Genomic DNA, 17,710 nt, shown 5'->3' on the forward strand with positions numbered 1-17,710 from the left:
CGGCAGTTGGAAGGCGAACTCATGATTGACGTACTGATGTTTGTGTTTACGGGGCTGATCCTGCTGGTCGGCTGGCTTGTACGGGACCATCACTCCGGGTACCCGGATACGTTCTGCGGGTATCATGTGGGAGGCATCGCCGCGAAGAGCGGGGAGGCTTGGGAAGATGCGAACCGCTGGTGCGGCGGCGCATTTTTGAAATGCGGGTCGGCCTTCCTCTTTCTGGACGCAGCCGCGGCGCTGACGTTCCGGGTGATGCGGGCGGAGGAGCGGCTTCCGGGCCTTCCCGTCAGCTATCTGATGGCGGCGATATTGGTCCCGACGGCACTGTCCATCGTTTGGACGGAGCGGCGGCTCAAGCAGAAATACAACCCTGACGGCACGTTGAAATAAGGAGAACCTGCGATGAACTGTGCTTATTATGTTGTGGACGCGTTTACGGACCGCGTTTTTCGGGGGAATCCCGCCGGGGTCTGTGTCCTGAGTGAATTTCCGGAGCGGAAGCTCATGCAGAGCATTGCGGCGGAAAACAATCTGTCCGAAACCGCGTTCGTGGTTCGGCGGGATGCGTATTATGAGATTAAGTGGTTTACCCCGGCCGAAGAAGTTGACCTATGCGGCCACGCAACGCTTGGCTCTTCCTATGTGGTTTCACATTTTGTTGAGCCGGGAAGCAAAAAAATCGAGTTTCACTCCCAAAGCGGAACCTTATCGGTAGAGTGCAGTGACGATGTGTTTACACTGGATTTTCCCACACGTTCCCCAAAACCGGTTGAAACACCGAAGAATCTCGCGCGGATTCTTGGTGCCAATGTGCGGGAAACACTTTTGTCGCGTGACCTGGTTGTTCTGCTGGATTCCGAACAGCAGGTGCGTGACCTCACACCGGATTTTTCCGGTATGAAGGAGCTTAAGGACGGGATGGGAATTCTGGTGACAGCAAAGGGGGAGCGTGTGGATTTTGTGTCGCGCTGCTTCTTCCCAATTTATGGAGTTCAGGAAGACCCCGTGACCGGTTCGGCACATTGCAGTTTGATTCCATATTGGGCAGAGCACCTTGGAAAAACAAAGATGAAAGCGGCGCAGCTCTCCGCGCGGGGCGGCCTGATCGACTGTGAACTGTGCGGAGATCGCGTAAAAATCGGCGGGAAAGCCGCTTTATACCTGACAGGAGAGATTACAATTTGATTTATCGCATTTCAGAACTTCGCTTGGAGCTGGGCGGGTCGGAGGATGAACTGAACGCGCAGGCCGCCAAGCGCCTGCGCGTTTCAACAGAGGAAATCCGCTCGATGAGCCTGTGCAAAAAATCCGTAGACGCGCGCAAAAAGAACGACGTCCATTTCATCTGCACCGTGGAGGCCGACTGTCCGTCGGCCCGAATGCCCAAAGACCGGCGTGTGACAAAGGCCGAACCATACCGGTACCGTCTGCCGGCTTGCCGCCCTCTGGAACAGCGGCCCGTGGTGGTTGGATTCGGTCCCGCCGGAATGTTTGCCGCGCTGATTCTGGCGCAGGCGGGGCAGCGTCCCGTGGTGCTGGAACGCGGTTCCCGCGTGGAGGAACGGCAGAAACAGGTTTCCGCTTTCTGGAACGGCGGAATTTTAAATCCGGAGTGCAACGTCCAGTTCGGCGAGGGCGGCGCGGGAACCTTTTCCGACGGAAAGCTGAACACCGGCACGAAAGACCCGCGCATCCGCAAGGTGCTGGAGGAATTTGCCGCGGCGGGCGCCCCGCCGGAAATCCTGTATGAAGCGAAGCCGCATATCGGCACCGATTGGCTGCCGCAGACGGTACGGGGAATCCGGCAGAAGATTCTGTCCCTCGGCGGCGAAATCCGGTTCGACACGCAGATGACCGCTCTGCTGAGGAGAAACGGCGGTGTTTCCAGCGTGGAATTCCGAACGAAGGGCGGCGCGCCGGAGCGGATGGAGACCGGCCATGTCGTGCTGGCGGTCGGGCACAGCGCGCGGGATACGTTCGAAGAACTGCTCGCCGCCGGCGTCCCGATGGAGCCGAAGGCGTTTGCCGTCGGCGCGCGGATCGAACACCCGCAGAGCCTGATCGACTCCGCGCAGTACGGGGCTGCCGCGGGGCACCCGGCGCTGGGAGCGGCGGACTACAAGTTGGCGGTTCATCTGGAAAACGGGCGGGGCGTATACACGTTCTGCATGTGTCCGGGCGGCCAGGTCGTTGCGGCGGCCAGTGAGGGCGGCCGCCTGGTGACAAACGGGATGAGCCGTTTTGCCCGCGACGGGCAAAACGCCAACGCCGCCCTGCTGGTCGGCGTTACCCCAGCGGATTTCGAAGGGGAAGGCCCGCTTGCGGGGGTACAATTTCAGCGCATGCTGGAGGAGGCCGCGTTCCGGCTGGGCGGCGGCGAATACCGCGCCCCCGTTCAGCGGGTGGAGGATTTTCTGGAGCGCCGTGCTTCTTCCCGGCTTGGAGACATTGTTCCGACTTGTCGCCCGGGAGTGACACCCTGCTCCCTGGACAGCTGTCTGCCGCCTTTTCTTGCGGACTCCATGCGCGAAGGAATCCGGCGAATGGACGCCCTTCTGCACGGCTTTGCCATGCCGGACGCGGTTTTGACGGCGGTGGAAAGCCGTTCTTCGTCCCCGGTGCGCATCCTGCGCGGGGACGACGGGCAGTCGCCCGTCCTTTCCGGCTTGTATCCCTGCGGGGAAGGCGCGGGCTACGCGGGCGGCATCGTTTCCGCTGCGGTGGACGGAATCAGATGCGCGGAGCGGGTGCTCGGCGGATAACACAGCAATGGGACTTGCGGAAAAAGGTCGGCGGGGAAATTTCCCCGCCGACCTTTATGCTTTTTCCGGTTCGCCCGGCAGATTCCGGATTCTGCCCATGATCATTTCATCCACGTAGGTCCCGTTCCGGATGGCGGCTTTCCGCTTTGTGCCCTCCACCTCAAACCCCATCTTTTTGTAGAGGCGGATCGCCCGGTCGTTGTCCGTGTAAACGCCGAGCTCGACCCGCACCAGCATCAGCCAGTTGTCCGCCACATCCAGAACGGTTTTCATCAGAGCTTCGCCGATCCCCTGATTCTGATAATCCCTATGTACCATAATGCCAAGCCCGGCGGAGTGGCGCAGCCGCGGGTTTGCGCTGATGTTCAGACCCGCCATGCCGATTATTTTTTCTGTTCCGTTAACCTCCGTTACGGCGACGAATTCATGGCTGTTCGGACCCATTGCCGCAATAAAATCCTCTGTCTTTTGAATCCGTTCGGACGGAAGGGCAAGCATGTTGTAAAAAACCTCCGGCATTCTGCGCATTTCGTTGATTCCCTCGGCGTCTTCCTTCCTTACGGGCCTGATTTCAAAATTCCGCATAAAAATTCCTCCGTTTTATTGCAAAAAGCCCGACAAAATCAGGCTTTTAGTAAACTTACAAACCATTCCGCCTCCGGCATTGGGGCCGAGGGGAAGCAGACGGAATTTTCCGCGGCGTTTTCAATCGCGGAAAAATAGCACAGCGCCAGCGCCATGGAGTCGCCCTGACGGATTTCTCCTATTTTCTGCCCGGCTCTGACAGTCGGGACAAGTTTTTTCGCAAAGTCCATTTCCCGGACCGTTTTCTTCATTTCCTCCGTCAGGTAATCGGCATAGAGAGCCTGCTTCGCAAGCAAAAAGACCTTGGCCGTCGCGGGGGAAACCGCGAAATAAGACAGCGCGCTTTCTGCAATTTGGCGGAAAACTTCAATCGGGCTCAGGGAAAGGCGAAGGTATTCCTCCATCATCCGGATGCCGTCGAGCGCGGTTTTCAGGTGTTCCAAATAGAGCTGTTCCTTTGTGTCGTAATAGTGGAACAGCAATCCGGAGCTGATTCCCAGCGCGCGGGAAATTTCGCGCGTGCTGGTTCCCGTGTAGCCGTGCCGGATAAAGAGGTCCAGACTTTTGTCCAAAATCTCTCGGCGCCTGCCTTCTTTCTGCTTTTGCCGCAGGGTCATTCGCATAGTCCTCCTTCCGGGGCTGGAGATCTTCTTAATATTTGAAACAGCATAGCAGATTTAACAAATCCTGTCAATGCCGGATATTTCTTCAAAATCCTGTAATTTTGAATGACAAATCGAAGATAATTGCAAATTCCTCTTTCTATTAAAAAAGGACTATGCTACAATAATCTGTAAAAAAGAGAAGACGGGAAGTGTTCCTCGTGGAGTTTTCCAAACGGATGCGCCACTTTGAAACCGGCGTTTTTTCCGCGCTGGCGCAAATGAAACAGGAAAAACTTGCAAAGGGGGAAGCGGTGATCGATTTCAGTATCGGGTCGCCGAATATTCCCCCGGCGCAGCACATTATAGACGCCTTGGCGGAGGGGGTCAAAGACAGAAGCAATTACGAGTATGCCATTACCGACAGCGCTGAATTGCGGCGGGCCGTCTGCGTCTGGTACCGCAGAAGATACGGGGTGGAGCTGGATGCGGAAACCGAGGTTGTGTCGCTGCTGGGCTCGCAGGACGGGCTGGCGCATCTCTCGCTTGCCGTTGTGGACCCGGGCGACCTTGTGCTGGTGCCGGACCCCGGGTACCCGATTTTCGGGGACGGGCCGCTTCTGGCGGGCGCCGAGCTGTACCGCATGCCGCAGGAAGAGAAAAACGGGTGGATTGTCGACCTGAAAACCGTGCCGGAACAGATCGCCCGCCGCGCCAGATTTATGATCGTTTCCTATCCGAACAATCCCGTGACCAGTATCGCGCCGCCTTCCTTTTACCGGGAGCTGGTGGATTTCGCGAAGACCTATGAAATTATTGTTTTGCACGACAATGCGTACAGCGAGCTGGCGTTCGACGGGGCAAAGTGCGGCAGCTTTTTGCAGACCCCCGGAGCGAAGGATGTCGGAATCGAGTTCAACTCGCTTTCCAAAACCTATGGCCTGGCCGGAGCCAGAATCGGCTTTGCCCTTGGCAACCGGGAAGTGATATCGGCCCTGAAAGCACTGAAATCCAATCTGGACTACGGGATGTTCCTTCCGATACAAAAGGCCGCGGCGGCGGCCTTGACCGGACCGCAGGACTGTGTGGAGCAGACGCGCGCGGCTTACGAGCAAAGAAGAAATGTGCTGGTGGAGGGATTGAACGCGATCGGCTGGAGGGTGAAAAAACCTGCGGCGACCATGTTTGTCTGGGCGAAGATTCCCTCGCCTTACACCGACAGCGTCGTGTTCGTAAAAGAGCTTTTTCAAAAGACCGGAGTCCTGGTAACGCCCGGTTCGGCGTTTGGGCCGTCCGGCGAGGGATATGTCCGCATGGCGCTGGTACGGAGCGAAGAAGAGATGCGTGAAGCGATCCGTGCGATCGAACAGAGCGGAATCCTGAGGAATTCCTGATTCAGAAGACAAATCAAAACGGCCGGAGCAACCGCTTCGGCCGTTTTTTGTCTAGGGGCGAATGACGAGCCCCAGATAACGGGAAAGCTCGCACGCCTGCAAAGTAGTGACGACGGCGCCGCGCAGCTCCGGGCCGGAAACCGCGAGACCGTCGATCTCATCGCTGGTCAAATCGATTCCGGCGAGCGGCGTGTGCAGAAACTCGGCTTTTTGCAGGCCGCAGTTTGAAAACGTAACGCCTTTCAGCGCGCAGTCCTCCAGATCCCCGCTCTCCATCCCGCAGTCCAGAAATCTCGTTTGTTTCAGCTTCGAGCTTGCCAGACTGACCCAGTCCGCCTTGCATCCCCGAAACACAACGTGTTCCCACAGCGTGCGGGAAAAATCCGCGCCGACCAGTTTGCAGTTTTTAAACTCGACGCGGCGGAACAGGCTTTCGGACAGGGTCGCGTTTGAAAAATCACACGATTCGAATACAACGTCGATAAAAGACAGCTTTTCCGCCCGGCACCCCGTGAAGCGGCAGCCTGAAAACCGGCACTCGCGAAAATCGACGCCGGCAAATTCGGTGCCCGCGGCGGATTGCCCGGAAAAGTACAATCCGGAACAGGCCGATTCTTCCAGAGAGGCCTTTAAGATCATCTGTGCCATATTTTCCGCGGCGGTTGTCGAGTCCGGCAAATTCGGGGAATCCGGTTTCATTTCTAAAGCTTCCTTTCCTGATAGAACTTGTTTCAGTTTAGCAGAAGCCATCGGCAGTGTAAAGAGCACTCGATCATAAATTGCCGCTGATAGCTCATACTAAGCGGTGAAAAGGGAGGGATGCTTTTTGTTTCCCGAAAAAGTTTATTACGAACCGGACGCGCTGTCCTATGACTTGGGGAAAATGCTGAGGGAAAAGTTCGGCGGGTCGCCGTGGATTCCGATCGAAAGCCATAATAAAATAGACGAGCTGAGAACACAGCCGAATTCCGCGTTCAGGGATCTGAAACGGCTTTTGATCGTCGGGGTCAGGAAAACGCATCGATACGTCCCGAATACCAAAACCTCCGATTTTCTGGTTCCGTACACATCCTCCGGGTGCAGCGCGTCCTGCCTGTACTGCTATCTGGTTTGCAATTACAATAAATGCGCGTACCTGCGCCTCTTTGTCAACCGGGAGGAAATGCTGGACAAACTGGAAAAAACAGCCCGGAAGTCGGAACGCGAGCTTACGTTTGAAATCGGAAGCAACAGCGACCTTGTGCTGGAAAACACAATCACGCATAATCTGGAGTGGACCATAGAGCGCTTTGCCTCTCAGGAAAAGGGCTTCCTTACTTTCCCAACAAAATTCAATATGGTCGGGCCTCTTTTGCCGCTTGAACACCGCGGACGGGTGGTGTTCCGGATGAGCGTGAATCCGCAGGAAATCATTCGGACGATTGAGCTGGGAACTTCACCGCTGGAACAGCGCGTGGAAGCTCTGAACCAAATGGCTGAAGCGGGATACCGCGTCGGAATGCTGATCGCGCCGATTATCCTGGTTGAAAACTGGAAGCCGCAGTATCTGGAACTTCTGGATTTTCTGGAAGCGAAACTTTCCGACCGGGTGAAGCGCAGCGTTGGGATTGAAGTGATTTTTATGACTTACAGCTATGTTCACCGCGCCATCAATTCCGAGGCGTTTCCCAAGGGCTCCGACCTGTATGACCCCGAGAGGATGACGGGACGGGGCAGAGGAAAGTACTGTTATCGTCCGGACGTCAGAAACGAAGCGGAAGCTTTTTTAAGGCGGGAAATAGAGAAGCGGTTCGGGGCAAAGTCGATCCTTTATATTGTTTGAAGCTTCCGATCCGGTTAGACCGGTTTGAAAAACCGGGACGTTATTTCAGGAATCTCGAACGGGAATTCTCAAAATATCTCGAAAAGGGATTGACAATCTCAAATGATTTGGTATAATAAATCTTGCTGTTGCAAACAAGATTTTGCGGAATTGTGTAAAGGTAGCACGACAGACTCTGACTCTGTTTGTGAGGGTTCGAATCCTTCTTCCGCAGCCAGGCTCCATTTTCGGGGCCGTTTTTCGAGGTGTGGCTCAGCTTGGTAGAGCGCTACGTTCGGGACGTAGAGGCCGCTGGTTCGAATCCAGTCACCTCGACCATAGAAGAAGGGTCTCCGGTATATCCGGAGGCTTTTTTGTTATGCGACCGGGTTGGAACCATCCGGCTTGGGGGACCGGGGATAAAACGAGGCGTTTCAAACAGGAGGGATTTCCCGAAACCCGAGAACAAACTACTCGTCTTTTCTTCGCCCGCGCGGCGTCAAAGTCATGTTGAAAGAGTGTAAATACTATCATGCCGCAAAATCCCATGAGAAAACAGGCGGCTTAAAATAGAGGGATGAGAATAAAATGATAAAACAGGAAAATATCGCTATAACGCATGGCGGAAAATTTCATGCTGATGACGTGTTTTCAGCTGCACTACTAAAAATTTTAAATCCACAGATCGATATTGTACGTACTTTTCAGATACCTGACGGTTTTCATGGGATTGTGTTTGACATTGGAGCCGGGAAATATGACCACCATCAGGAGGGAGCGGAGGTACGTGAAAACGGTGTACCTTATGCAGCCTTTGGCTTGTTATGGCGTGAATTCGGGGAAAGCATATTAAGCAAATGCCTCTCTGAGGAACAAACAAAGAAAGAAGCGGCACACTTCGATGAGAAGTTCATCCAGCCTCTGGATGAGAATGATAACACCGGAAGCGGAAATCAGCTGGCCGACATGATCTCACGATTCAATCCAAACTGGGACTCTGACGAATCTCAGGATTTCTGTTTTTCAAAAGCGGTTGACCTGGCCGCTATTATTCTGAATAGAGAATTTGATTGTATCATGAGTAGCCAAAAAGCAAAAGAAATTGTTGAAGCCGCACTTGCCAATTCAAAAGACAACATCGTAATCTTGCCTAGGTTTGCACCGTGGAAAATGGTGCTGATACCATCGGATGCGGAATTTGTGGTATATCCCTCTCAGAGGGGCGGATACAGCGCGCAGGTAATTCCAGTAGATTTCGATACAAAAGAATCAAAATGCGATTTTCCTAAGGAATGGGCGGGTAAACCAGAAGATGAGCTGCAGCGAATTTCGGGAATCCCAACATTAACGTTTTGCCATAAGGGCGGCTTCCTTATCTCTGCGGATTGCTTAGAGGATATTATAAAGGCCTGCAAACTTGCGCGAGATTTATAATGTGATATTCTGTTGCCCATAGTTCAACTCTGCGATTGAACTTCCGATATAGTCTAATTCATTTATTATCGGACGAAACAAAAATAGAATTGAGGAACTATTCATGAGCGATATAATTGAAACAAAAAGGCTGGTTCTAAAGCCGTATAGTGATTGCGATCAAGAGTCAATGATAGAATTATTGACTAACGAAAAAATCAAAGAAACATTTATGATTCCAGATTTCCAGAGGAGAACCGAAGTCATATCCATGTTCAAAAAGCTTCAACAATTTTCCCATTCAGAGGATCATTATGAGCGTGGAGTTTATGTTGGACAACAACTGATTGGCTTTCTCAACGATGTCGAAATTGTAGCTGACAGAATCGAACTTGGATATGTAATTCATCCCGATTATCACAACAGAGGATATGCGACGGAAGCGTTAAAGGCATCGATTGAACACTTGTTTCAGAAAGGCTTTGTTGAGATTGTTTCGGGCGCTTTTGTAAATAATAAAGCAAGCATTTGTGTAATGAAAAAATGCGGTATGACACGAATCGAGAGAGAGGAAGATATATGCTATCATAATGAAACAAGGCATTGCTGCTATTATGCTATCCGCAGGAAGCCGGATTGAGTTGGATAAAAAGCCTCCCGTAAACAAACTCGAGCTTGACTAAACTTTGCAAAACTGGCAAGGCCTGAGTATTTCTAGAATGCCGAGGCGTAATCATAAAACATTGTTCTTTTGAATAAATAATGTGCCGCCACAGAGAATTCTTCATCATGCAACCGGATTGAAAAAATATTTGATGGATTTGCCCTGATGAATAATTGCATTTATTTCTTACGATGATATACTGAAAGAAATAAATGAGGGAGGCGTTTGCAATGCCGCGTGGAAAGAAGAAAACCGCAGTGGAATCTTTTAACGAGCAAATCGAAAAGATTGATGCACAGATTTTAACCCACCAGGATAAGCTCAATGAACTCAAAGCTCAGAAGAAAGATCTGCTGGAACAGAAAAAGAAATCTGAGGTTGAAATGCTCTATCAAAAAATTCAGGAAAGCGGAAAGTCCGTTGACGAAGTTTTCGCGATGTTTGAGCAGGAATAAAAGTGGCCGTCCCGTTTGGGACGGCCACTGCTTGTTATGGTAGCATTCGCTTTTCAGGCGTTTCCCGCGATTTCCCGCCATGTGACTTTAAAAGCAGTATGCCACAAAATTAAAATGAGCCCGATCGACAGCGCGATGAAGAGATAGATTCCGGGGCTGAAAAACCGCAGCAGCATAAAATGCACGCCCGCAAACGCCCCGCTTAAAGCCATAGACAGTATCATAAGGCCAAGGTTGCTGCCGTTTTGTGTATATTGAAAATCCTTGCAGAAAGGCAGTTCCTTTTTTGAAAATCCACTGATCAAGAGCATCAAAATCAACGTGTTGAGAAAAATCAAAATAATGTCGGGAATGATTTTAGCCCCGTAGATCGCCGAGAAAATAAGGCCGGCAAAAAAGAAGACCGGGAATATATATTTATAGATAAAGGCTTTGGCTGCACCCTTTAGAATCTCTCCGGGACTGCCGATGGGCATAACTCTGTAAATCCAGGAACCCTTGTAATTTTCGCTCATGCCAAGCATCACGATCATAGGCGCGAGCAGCATCGCCGAAAGATACAGAAACAAAAAGTAGTCGCCGCCTTTTATTTCTGCCAGCGCTTGTGCGAACGACCGCCCGCCGCTCAAAAAGTTCAATAGGAAGATGAAAGGAAATATCATTGCAAACGTGATGTTCGGATAAAGCCTAAGTTTGAGCTTCCGCTCGTTTTTAAGCATCCGCGCAGAAAAAGTGAAAAATGCCCTCTCAAGCCTGCTGCGGCAGATAACGTTCGAAACGGTTTGCTGCAGCGAGTGCTTTTTTACCACATGCCCCCGCTCTGCGCTGTTGTTGAGCTTCTGCAGATTCTTTTCGAAGACGGGCGCCGCGACCTTGAGATAGAGGATAATCGCCGTGACCGAGATGACGATGCCCGCCGCGGTGAGCAGAATGTAATAGATATTAAAGTCATGATCCACCAGCAGGCTGAAAGGCGCGGCAAACCACGCCGAGGGCAGCAGAAAATTCCACCACAGAGGGGTGAAATGCAAATCTTTGAAATCAAAGAGCCTCCCTATCAGCTGATAACCCACGGTCATGAAGACAGAAAGGGCTATCTGAAAATAATTGATGATGTCCTTGAGCTTCTCGCCGCTGAAGAAATGCAGGATTATAAAATATAAGATCGAGGTGAACAAAATCACAAACCCGCAGATCAATATCAGCTCAAACAAAAACAGCAGGAAAAACCATACTCCGTGGCGGATAAGGCCCGCGACGAGCGAAACTCCGGACATCGCGGCCGTTATGCTCAGCAGGTAGATGACAATATGCACAAGCTTCGCCGCATTGAGCGTGCGTAAATTTACCGGCCGGGTGAGCAGGATGCTTTTATCCTTCAGATCCAGCAGCACCGAAGAAAAATCCGAGATCATCGTAGTCATGATCATAAACAGCAGCATGCCCAAAACGATGTTCATCTGTAAAAACAGCGGCATCGGCACGATCATCATCAACCCGATAAACAGTCCGATAAGCCCGTAGGCCAGCAGCGATGATCGGTAGGAGCTGCTGCCCTCCTCTTCGCTCCGCCCGCTGCCTATGACGGTAGGCACCCTGCGGCCGTCCATCACCAGCTTGATCCGGATGATTTTGCGCATCACGGGATATTCGACCCCGAAGGCTTCGAAAACCGGCCGCATCCTGTCTAGAAATTTAAGCGACCTGAAATCCTTCATTTTTTCCGTGCCATGGGGCTCGAGCCTATGAATCGTCCTCATCCAGTCACTCCTTTAAAACGGAGATAAACTCATTGGCAATATCCCTGTATTGGTCAAAGCCGGTAAGCTGGTTAAAGATTTCCTCTAACGAGCCCTCGCTGCACTGTTCCTTAAGCTCGTCGAAGGTGCCGTCAGCCATGATCCGGCCGCCGTTTAGAATGATGATCCTGTCACTGATCTTTTCGACCACCTCCATGATGTGCGAGGAGTAGAAAATCGTCTTTCCCTGCGCGGAAAGCTCCGACAGGACCTCCTTGAACACCATCACGCTGTTGGCGTCGAGTCCGCTCAGGGGCTCATCGAAAAAAAGGATATCCGGATTGTGCAAAAGGCTCGCGATGATCAGAAGCTTCTGCTTCATGCCCTTCGAAAAAGAGGATATTCGCGCGCTGTAGCCTTCGCCGATGCTGAACAGCGACATCAGCCGCTTTGCCTTGCCGTCGGCGGCGTCATGATCCATGCCGCACAGCTCGCCGACGAAAGTGAGATATTCCTGCGCGGTCAGACTCTCATAAACATCGGCCGTTTCGGGCACGTAGCCGATCCTCTTTTTGTATTCGATGCTGCCGGAGGAGATATCTTCCCCGAAAACCTTCACCTCGCCCTGATACCCATCGAGGATGCCAAGAAGAATTTTGACCGTTGTGCTCTTGCCCGCTCCGTTGGGTCCGATGTAGCCGATAACCTGCCCTCTTTGAATTTCGAGGTTGATCCCCCTGAGCACCTCTTTGCTGCCGTAGCTCATCCTTAGATCCCTGATGGAAACCACGGGTTCGCCTGTCGGGTTCATAGCTTTCACTCCCGCTTTTTTCTACTTTGTCAGTACAGAGAATACGAAATTATAATTCTATCTCAAATTCATTATATCTTATATTTCCGCGGCTTTCAATCACGTATGAAAATATGTACGGCCGCCTGCCGTTCCCGCGTCCCTGAAAGGGCTCCTTATTCCCGGTCTTTCAAGCGGTTTCGCATTCCCCGAATTGGCACTTACCTGCGTCCTTATCCGGCAGGTTTATTGAAGCAGGAGATATAGCTTTGCAACCCTTTCCGCCAGTTTTTCATCAAGGCCAGAAATTTTATGGACAGCGCCTTCAATTCCCAGGTTGGAAATGCATTTCTGCATTTCTACGGATGCGGCGTCCTCTTTTCTATCGAATGTATAACCCGCGGCAATGGCTTTTAGGATGGAGTTGTCCGGCAGGCGGTACTTTTCGCAGAGAAGAAGGGGAGAAACCAGACGCTCGCGGTTAGACAGCTTGCGAATAGGGTCCCTTCCGACGCGGCAGAGCTCGTCCTGAAGATAAGAATTCTGGAAACGGCGCACCAGCTGATCGGCGTATTTCGTCAACTCTTCCACGCTCAAACCGTGCTTTTTGCTAAGGGCCGCAAGAGCTTCTCTGTGGAAGCCGTGAACTTCTTTCAAAATGCTTTGATCCAGCATGGCTTCATGTACAAATCGGTACCCTCTCCGGCAGCCCAAATAGGCGACGGCGGCATGAGCGCCGTTGAGCATAAACAGTTTTCTTTCCAGATATGGCGCCAGATTTTCAACATAGTTCACATTGGCGATTTCCCTGTTTCGGCGTACTTTTCCGCTTTCAATGTCCCATTCGAAGAAGTCCTCCGCCGCGACGTCTACAGGCAGTTCCTTCTGCACGGCCGCATTGGGGACGATGCGGTCAACCGCGCAGTTGGGAAATCCGACGGTTTCGCTTAAATAGGCGTTAAACTCGTCGTCCTCCGGTTCTTTCAAGGCTTTACAGAGTATGTCGGTCGCACAGAGGGCGTTTTCGCAGGCGATAATATCGAGCCGCGCGGCACCGTTTTTCTCCTTGCGCGCCATAAGCAGGGGGCGCAGAGCCTTTCCCGCCTGTTCCAGGTGGTTTGCTCCGATGGATAATGTAATCAAGTCGGCGCGGATGACGGACCGTTCCAGCGTTTCGACATCGTCGGTCCGTATGGCGCAGATCCCTGAAATTTCTTCCTGCTTTCGTACAGAGCCAAGTGTTTCGACATGATAGCGGCCGAACTGATTCAGGTCTTCCACCAGCGGAGCGGAAATATCGGCAAAGGTGACGTGATACCCCGACTTTGTTAGCAGGTAGCCGATAAAGCCCCGACCGATGTTGCCAGCTCCAAAATGAACAGCTTCCATAATAACTCCTTTTCCGTGCCGGCTGCCGCGCGGCGCGAATTTTTTTCTAATCCTCCGGGCGTGACCGGAGCTAAAAAGAGAGGACGGATTCCGCCGGAATCCGTCCTGCTGTTTCTGCCTCTTTTCACAAAATCATTTATTGAGCTGTGCCCAAAGGTCGTTCCACTTTTTGCAGATGGATTCCTTGTTTTTCGCGAGGTAATCAAAGTCCAGTTCCTTCACGTTCAACGTTTTTGCGGCGGGCAGGTCGCTTAGGTTGCACAGAGAGTTGGAACCGCGCCCGGAAGATTCCTTGGCTCTTAAGGATTGGAATTCCGAGGAAGAAAGCAGATCCATCATCGACTGTGCGGCTTCGAGATTCTTTGCGCTTTTTACGATCGCGGCACCGCCGGCCATCGCCGTATTGCCTTCCTTCATATAAACGCATTCAATGGGGGCTCCGTCTTTTATCATGGCCTTGACGCTGGATTCGTAGGACAGGCCTGCGACATATTCACCGTTACTGACCAGATTGTAAACGTCCTTGGAGGACGTGGTGCTGAAAGACATAGGGATGAGTTTCTTGATGTAATCCCAGGACTTGTCGTCGTTGAATTTGTCGCCCATAACCGTAAGAATGGTCTGAAGCTGACGCCAGCCGGAAGAAGAAGCGTTCGGGTCTGCCAGAATGATTTTGCCCTTGAGCTTCGGGTTCAGCAGGTCCTCATATCCTTCAATCTTGATTCCAAGCTGGTCGCGCAGCGACGGATTGACAACCAGACACATCAGCTGCACATCGTAATAGGTGTAGTATCCGTTCGAGTCATGATACGCCTGTTCCTTGTCGCAGGCCGCCGTGTATTTCTGCAGAATATCGTGGTAGGTGTCGCCGTCGGCCTGAAAGAGCCCGCCGATGACGACATCGGCGTTGCTGGACTGATCGCCGCGGATTTTTGTTGCAAGCGTTCCGACGGAGTCGGCCTGGATCTTCATTTCACATTTCGGGTAATATTTGCTCCAAAGCTCTTTCAGAACCACCTGCTGGGTCTCTTCCATGGTGGTGTAGACGGTGATTGTGCCCGTCACTTTATCCGAGTCGCGTACGTAGTAAGGACGCTGATCTTCCGCAGAAGATGTCTGGGCGGATGCCGAAGACGATGCCGCGCCGCCGCCGGAACTGCAGGCCGTTGTGGAAATGCCGATTGCTGCTGCGAGTAAGACTGACAATAACCTTTTCATTTGTACTTTCTCCTTTTTTTGTTTTATAGCTTCACATCATCGTCCGACTTAGCGAATCTAAGATATATAAACAGACATATGATGGTAAAGACCGTTGTGATGGTTGCGAAAACAGCTGCGACACCGAAAATGCCCGCCGTAATGGATTCATAAGTCCCAATCGTCAGTGTGATGGTGTTGTTGTTATACAGGATGATGCCGGAGGACATTTCCGTGATGATGGAGACCCAGCTCAGCACTGCGCCTGCAATAATGCCGTTCGACATCATCGGAACCGTAACGTGGGCAAACGCGCTTAGCTTCGATGCGCCTAAGCTGATGGCGGCCTCTTCCGTGCTGATAGGCACCTTCATCATGGCTGCCGTTGCCGAACGACTGGTAAACGGCATCCTCCTGATGGCCAGCGCGATGACCATAATGACCAGTGTGCCGGTCAAGGGGAATGGCTTCTTGCTGAATGCGATGATCATCGCGATGCCGATAACGGCGCCCGGCATAATATATGGCAACATGGAAACGGTGTCGATTGCGTGATTCAATACGTTGCTTCTGCGAACGACCAGGTAGGCGATCAGCACGGCGATTAGCACAATGACAGCTAGGGTTGCGAAGCTGATGATCAGCGAATTGCAGATGGAAAGCACGAGGGATTTATCAAGCGCCTTCTGATAGTTCACGAGGGAATAGCCCGGCCGCAGCACGCTGTTGTTGTAGTTTCGGAATGACATGTTGATGATGTAAAGCTGTGGAAGAAGCGCGACCGCGATGGGCAGGTAGCAGAACAGATTCATCAGGATGCCGGAAATCCTTTTGGGCTTTTGTGGCTCCATGGGATGAAGCGCGTTGATGGTGAATTTGAAGCGGCTGGTCGCATATTTTTGCAGCAGGAAGATCAGTGCGGTGATCAGAACGGCGATCACGCTGATCGCCGCGGCAAAATGGTAGTCCGCACCGTTTTCGCCGAGGTACTGGTTATAGATCAGTACCGGGAAGGTCACATACCCGCGTCCAATCAGAATAGGGGTGCCGAAATCCGCAAAGGACCTCATGAAAACCAGCATGGCCGCAGCCAGAATGGTCGGCATGGTCAGCGTCATGACGACCCGGAAAAACCGCTCCACACCTTTGCAGTTCATGCTTTCGGCCGCTTCCATCAGGGAATTGTCGATATCCTTGAAAGCCCCGTTCATATAGATCACCACAAGCGGAAACAGGTTGAGCGACTGCACAAAAACAATTCCTTTTTCACCGTAAATGGTAATGCCCGTGATTCCGATGGACCGGAGCATCTGGGTAATGAGGCCGGAGTTCCCCAACAGCAGGATCCATGCGTAAGCGCCGATGAACGGAGCCGACATGGTGCACAGCAGACAGAGCACGAAAATGATCTTTTTTCCACGGAGCTGATAGAACGAATAGAAATAGGAAAACGGAATGCCAAGCAGCAGGGTGACGACTGTCACACTGAGGGCAATCTTCGTACTGTGCCCGATGGTTTCATAATAATAGCGCTGGTGAAAGAACTTCTGGAACGCATCCATTGAAAATGCACCGTTCGTATAAACGGATTCCTTCAGCAGCTGCGTAATTGGAAATAGGAGAAAAATGAGGAATAGCGCCAGCAGGAGAAACGATATGGCGGTCCAGACGTCCGCCTTTTTTTTCAGATTCCCCATATCAATTCCTCCCGACCTGATCGGAAGCGGCAGGCCCCGCCACATTTTCGACTCCGTCCATCAGGCTCAGCGTGCTGTCCGCGTCGAAGACGTTGGCTTTCATCGTGTTCAGCGTCAGCAGTACGGGACTGCCCGGGGGCAAGATGGAATCGATTCTGGATTCCTGGATGATTTCCACCTTTTCTCCGGTTTCCAAATCCACGAAATAGTGGGTGTTGAGCCCGAGAAACATGCTGTCGCTGACTATTCCCCGGATTCCATCCTTCGGCTGCGCGCTCTCTCCGAAATGCACAAGCAGTTCCTCCGGGCGGGCGGAAACGGTGACTTCCCGCTCCCTGTGCTCTTCTTTGCGAATATTGCTAAACTCCGCCTCATAGCCGTTCAGGAATTTTACTCTGCAGCGTCCGTTGGTGACGAACAGCTTTGCCTTCAGCAGGTTTGATTTCCCGATGAACGTTGCGACAAAGAGGTCGGCCGGTCGCTGGTAGATGTCCTTTGGCCTGCCGCAGTGATGGATCACACCGGCCTTCATAATGGCGATTTCATCGGAGATGGCCATTGCCTCCTCCTGGTCGTGCGTCACATAAACGGTGGTAATGCCGACGTCCCGCTGAATGTTTTTGATTACCGTACGCATTTCTACCCGGAGCTTTGCGTCCAAATTCGACAGCGGTTCATCCATCAGCAGCACGTCGGGTTTAATGACGAGAGCACGGGCAAGGGCCACGCGCTGCTGCTGCCCGCCGGAGAGGCGATCCGGCATGCGGTCCGCATACTGGTCCACGTGAACCAAATTCAGAAAGCGGTCCGTTTCCTGCTTGATTTCCTCTTTGGAAAGGCTGCGGTGCTTCAGGCCAAACTCAACGTTTTTGCGCACGCTCATGTTCGGGAAAATCGCGTAATTCTGAAAGACCATGCCGATGTTCCGTTTGCCGGGGTCCATATCGTTGATGATCCTGTCATTAAAAGAAAAGGTGCCGCCCTCAATGCTGTTGAACCCCGCAATCATACGGAGCAGCGTGGTCTTGCCGCAGCCGGATGGGCCGAGCAGCGTAAACAACTTGCCGTTCTGAATTTCCAATGACAGATCGGGAATCACGGTGTTCTGACCATACCGCTTAACCGCGTGCTTGATTGAAATTCCTACGCTCATATCGCTTCTCCTTGATTCCACTAAAAATAATCCATATTTTTGGACCTCTATAAAATTATTATAGTG

Annotated in this window: 17 protein-coding genes and 2 tRNA genes; 10 read left to right on the top strand and 9 right to left on the bottom strand. The window is 52.1% G+C overall.

Annotated elements, in window-relative coordinates; all coding sequences use genetic code 11:
* Window positions 1-6: 6 nt before the first annotated feature.
* From HCR03_RS16105 to HCR03_RS16115, 3 genes are read left to right on the top strand one after another with little or no spacing between them, the layout of a single operon-like run.
* On the top strand, window positions 7-393 hold the full coding sequence (locus HCR03_RS16105; RefSeq protein WP_156989858.1) for a hypothetical protein: 387 nt from the start codon (window positions 7-9) through the stop codon (window positions 391-393).
* 12 nt (window positions 394-405) lie between these two features.
* Window positions 406-1,188: a PhzF family phenazine biosynthesis protein gene (locus tag HCR03_RS16110; protein ID WP_187035363.1), complete on the top strand. Its 783-nt coding sequence runs from the start codon at window positions 406-408 to the stop codon at window positions 1,186-1,188.
* The gene (locus tag HCR03_RS16115; RefSeq protein WP_187038151.1) at window positions 1,188-2,765 is read left to right on the top strand and encodes an NAD(P)/FAD-dependent oxidoreductase; all 1,578 of its coding nucleotides are present in this window, start codon (window positions 1,188-1,190) and stop codon (window positions 2,763-2,765) included. Before HCR03_RS16110 ends, HCR03_RS16115 begins: the two co-directional genes overlap by 1 nt.
* Before the next feature lie 54 nt (window positions 2,766-2,819).
* Here HCR03_RS16115 and HCR03_RS16120 read toward each other — a convergent pair whose 3' ends face one another.
* Both HCR03_RS16120 and HCR03_RS16125 read right to left on the bottom strand, forming a co-directional pair.
* Complete coding sequence (locus tag HCR03_RS16120; protein WP_156989860.1) at window positions 2,820-3,350, bottom strand: GNAT family N-acetyltransferase; 531 nt, start codon at window positions 3,348-3,350, stop codon at window positions 2,820-2,822.
* A gap of 38 nt (window positions 3,351-3,388) precedes the next feature.
* The gene (locus HCR03_RS16125) at window positions 3,389-3,967 is read right to left on the bottom strand and encodes a TetR/AcrR family transcriptional regulator (RefSeq protein WP_166525059.1); all 579 of its coding nucleotides are present in this window, start codon (window positions 3,965-3,967) and stop codon (window positions 3,389-3,391) included.
* A 206-nt stretch (window positions 3,968-4,173) separates the two neighbouring features.
* Here HCR03_RS16125 and HCR03_RS16130 point away from each other — a divergent pair, with 206 nt between their 5' ends.
* Window positions 4,174-5,346, top strand: coding sequence for an aminotransferase class I/II-fold pyridoxal phosphate-dependent enzyme (locus HCR03_RS16130; RefSeq protein ID WP_187035365.1), 1,173 nt, complete (start codon window positions 4,174-4,176; stop codon window positions 5,344-5,346).
* A 51-nt stretch (window positions 5,347-5,397) separates the two neighbouring features.
* On the opposite strand, the gene HCR03_RS16135 is transcribed toward HCR03_RS16130, so the two are convergent.
* Window positions 5,398-6,045, bottom strand: a complete 648-nt coding sequence (locus HCR03_RS16135) for a pentapeptide repeat-containing protein (protein ID WP_187035367.1) — start codon at window positions 6,043-6,045, stop codon at window positions 5,398-5,400.
* 127 nt (window positions 6,046-6,172) lie between these two features.
* On the opposite strand from HCR03_RS16135, the gene HCR03_RS16140 reads away from it, so the two are divergent.
* The 6 genes from HCR03_RS16140 (at window position 6,173) to HCR03_RS16165 (ending at window position 9,679) form a co-directional block, all read left to right on the top strand.
* Window positions 6,173-7,168, top strand: a complete 996-nt coding sequence (locus HCR03_RS16140; RefSeq protein ID WP_139103981.1) for an SPL family radical SAM protein — start codon at window positions 6,173-6,175, stop codon at window positions 7,166-7,168.
* Between the two features lie 143 nt (window positions 7,169-7,311).
* Window positions 7,312-7,385 (top strand) — tRNA-Gln (locus HCR03_RS16145).
* Window positions 7,386-7,409: 24 nt separating this feature from the next.
* Window positions 7,410-7,486: transfer RNA gene (locus HCR03_RS16150), tRNA-Pro, on the top strand.
* A gap of 249 nt (window positions 7,487-7,735) precedes the next feature.
* The gene (locus tag HCR03_RS16155) at window positions 7,736-8,581 is read left to right on the top strand and encodes an MYG1 family protein (protein WP_156990861.1); all 846 of its coding nucleotides are present in this window, start codon (window positions 7,736-7,738) and stop codon (window positions 8,579-8,581) included.
* A 103-nt stretch (window positions 8,582-8,684) separates the two neighbouring features.
* Window positions 8,685-9,200 (top strand): GNAT family N-acetyltransferase, encoded by a 516-nt coding sequence (locus tag HCR03_RS16160; protein ID WP_228724998.1) that lies wholly within the window; start codon window positions 8,685-8,687, stop codon window positions 9,198-9,200.
* A gap of 254 nt (window positions 9,201-9,454) precedes the next feature.
* Window positions 9,455-9,679: a hypothetical protein gene (locus tag HCR03_RS16165; RefSeq protein WP_066646128.1), complete on the top strand. Its 225-nt coding sequence runs from the start codon at window positions 9,455-9,457 to the stop codon at window positions 9,677-9,679.
* 53 nt (window positions 9,680-9,732) lie between these two features.
* On the opposite strand, the gene HCR03_RS16170 is transcribed toward HCR03_RS16165, so the two are convergent.
* The 6 genes from HCR03_RS16170 to HCR03_RS16195 all read right to left on the bottom strand — a co-directional run bounded on the left by HCR03_RS16170 (window position 9,733) and on the right by HCR03_RS16195 (window position 17,644).
* Window positions 9,733-11,439: an ABC transporter permease gene (locus tag HCR03_RS16170; RefSeq protein WP_187035369.1), complete on the bottom strand. Its 1,707-nt coding sequence runs from the start codon at window positions 11,437-11,439 to the stop codon at window positions 9,733-9,735.
* 4 nt (window positions 11,440-11,443) lie between these two features.
* A complete protein-coding gene (locus tag HCR03_RS16175) occupies window positions 11,444-12,229 on the bottom strand; it encodes an ABC transporter ATP-binding protein (RefSeq protein ID WP_156990858.1) in 786 nt (261 codons plus the stop codon).
* 225 nt (window positions 12,230-12,454) lie between these two features.
* Window positions 12,455-13,597, bottom strand: coding sequence for a mannitol-1-phosphate 5-dehydrogenase (locus HCR03_RS16180; protein ID WP_066646126.1), 1,143 nt, complete (start codon window positions 13,595-13,597; stop codon window positions 12,455-12,457).
* Between the two features lie 132 nt (window positions 13,598-13,729).
* Window positions 13,730-14,815: an extracellular solute-binding protein gene (locus HCR03_RS16185; RefSeq protein ID WP_066646120.1), complete on the bottom strand. Its 1,086-nt coding sequence runs from the start codon at window positions 14,813-14,815 to the stop codon at window positions 13,730-13,732.
* Window positions 14,816-14,838: 23 nt separating this feature from the next.
* The gene (locus HCR03_RS16190; RefSeq protein WP_066646114.1) at window positions 14,839-16,491 is read right to left on the bottom strand and encodes an ABC transporter permease; all 1,653 of its coding nucleotides are present in this window, start codon (window positions 16,489-16,491) and stop codon (window positions 14,839-14,841) included.
* A gap of 1 nt (window position 16,492) precedes the next feature.
* Window positions 16,493-17,644, bottom strand: a complete 1,152-nt coding sequence (locus tag HCR03_RS16195) for an ABC transporter ATP-binding protein (protein ID WP_187035372.1) — start codon at window positions 17,642-17,644, stop codon at window positions 16,493-16,495.
* Between the last annotated feature and the right edge of the window lie 66 nt (window positions 17,645-17,710).

The sequence above is a fragment of the Caproicibacter fermentans genome (assembly GCF_014303955.1).
Lineage (GTDB): Bacteria > Bacillota > Clostridia > Oscillospirales > Acutalibacteraceae > Caproicibacter > Caproicibacter fermentans.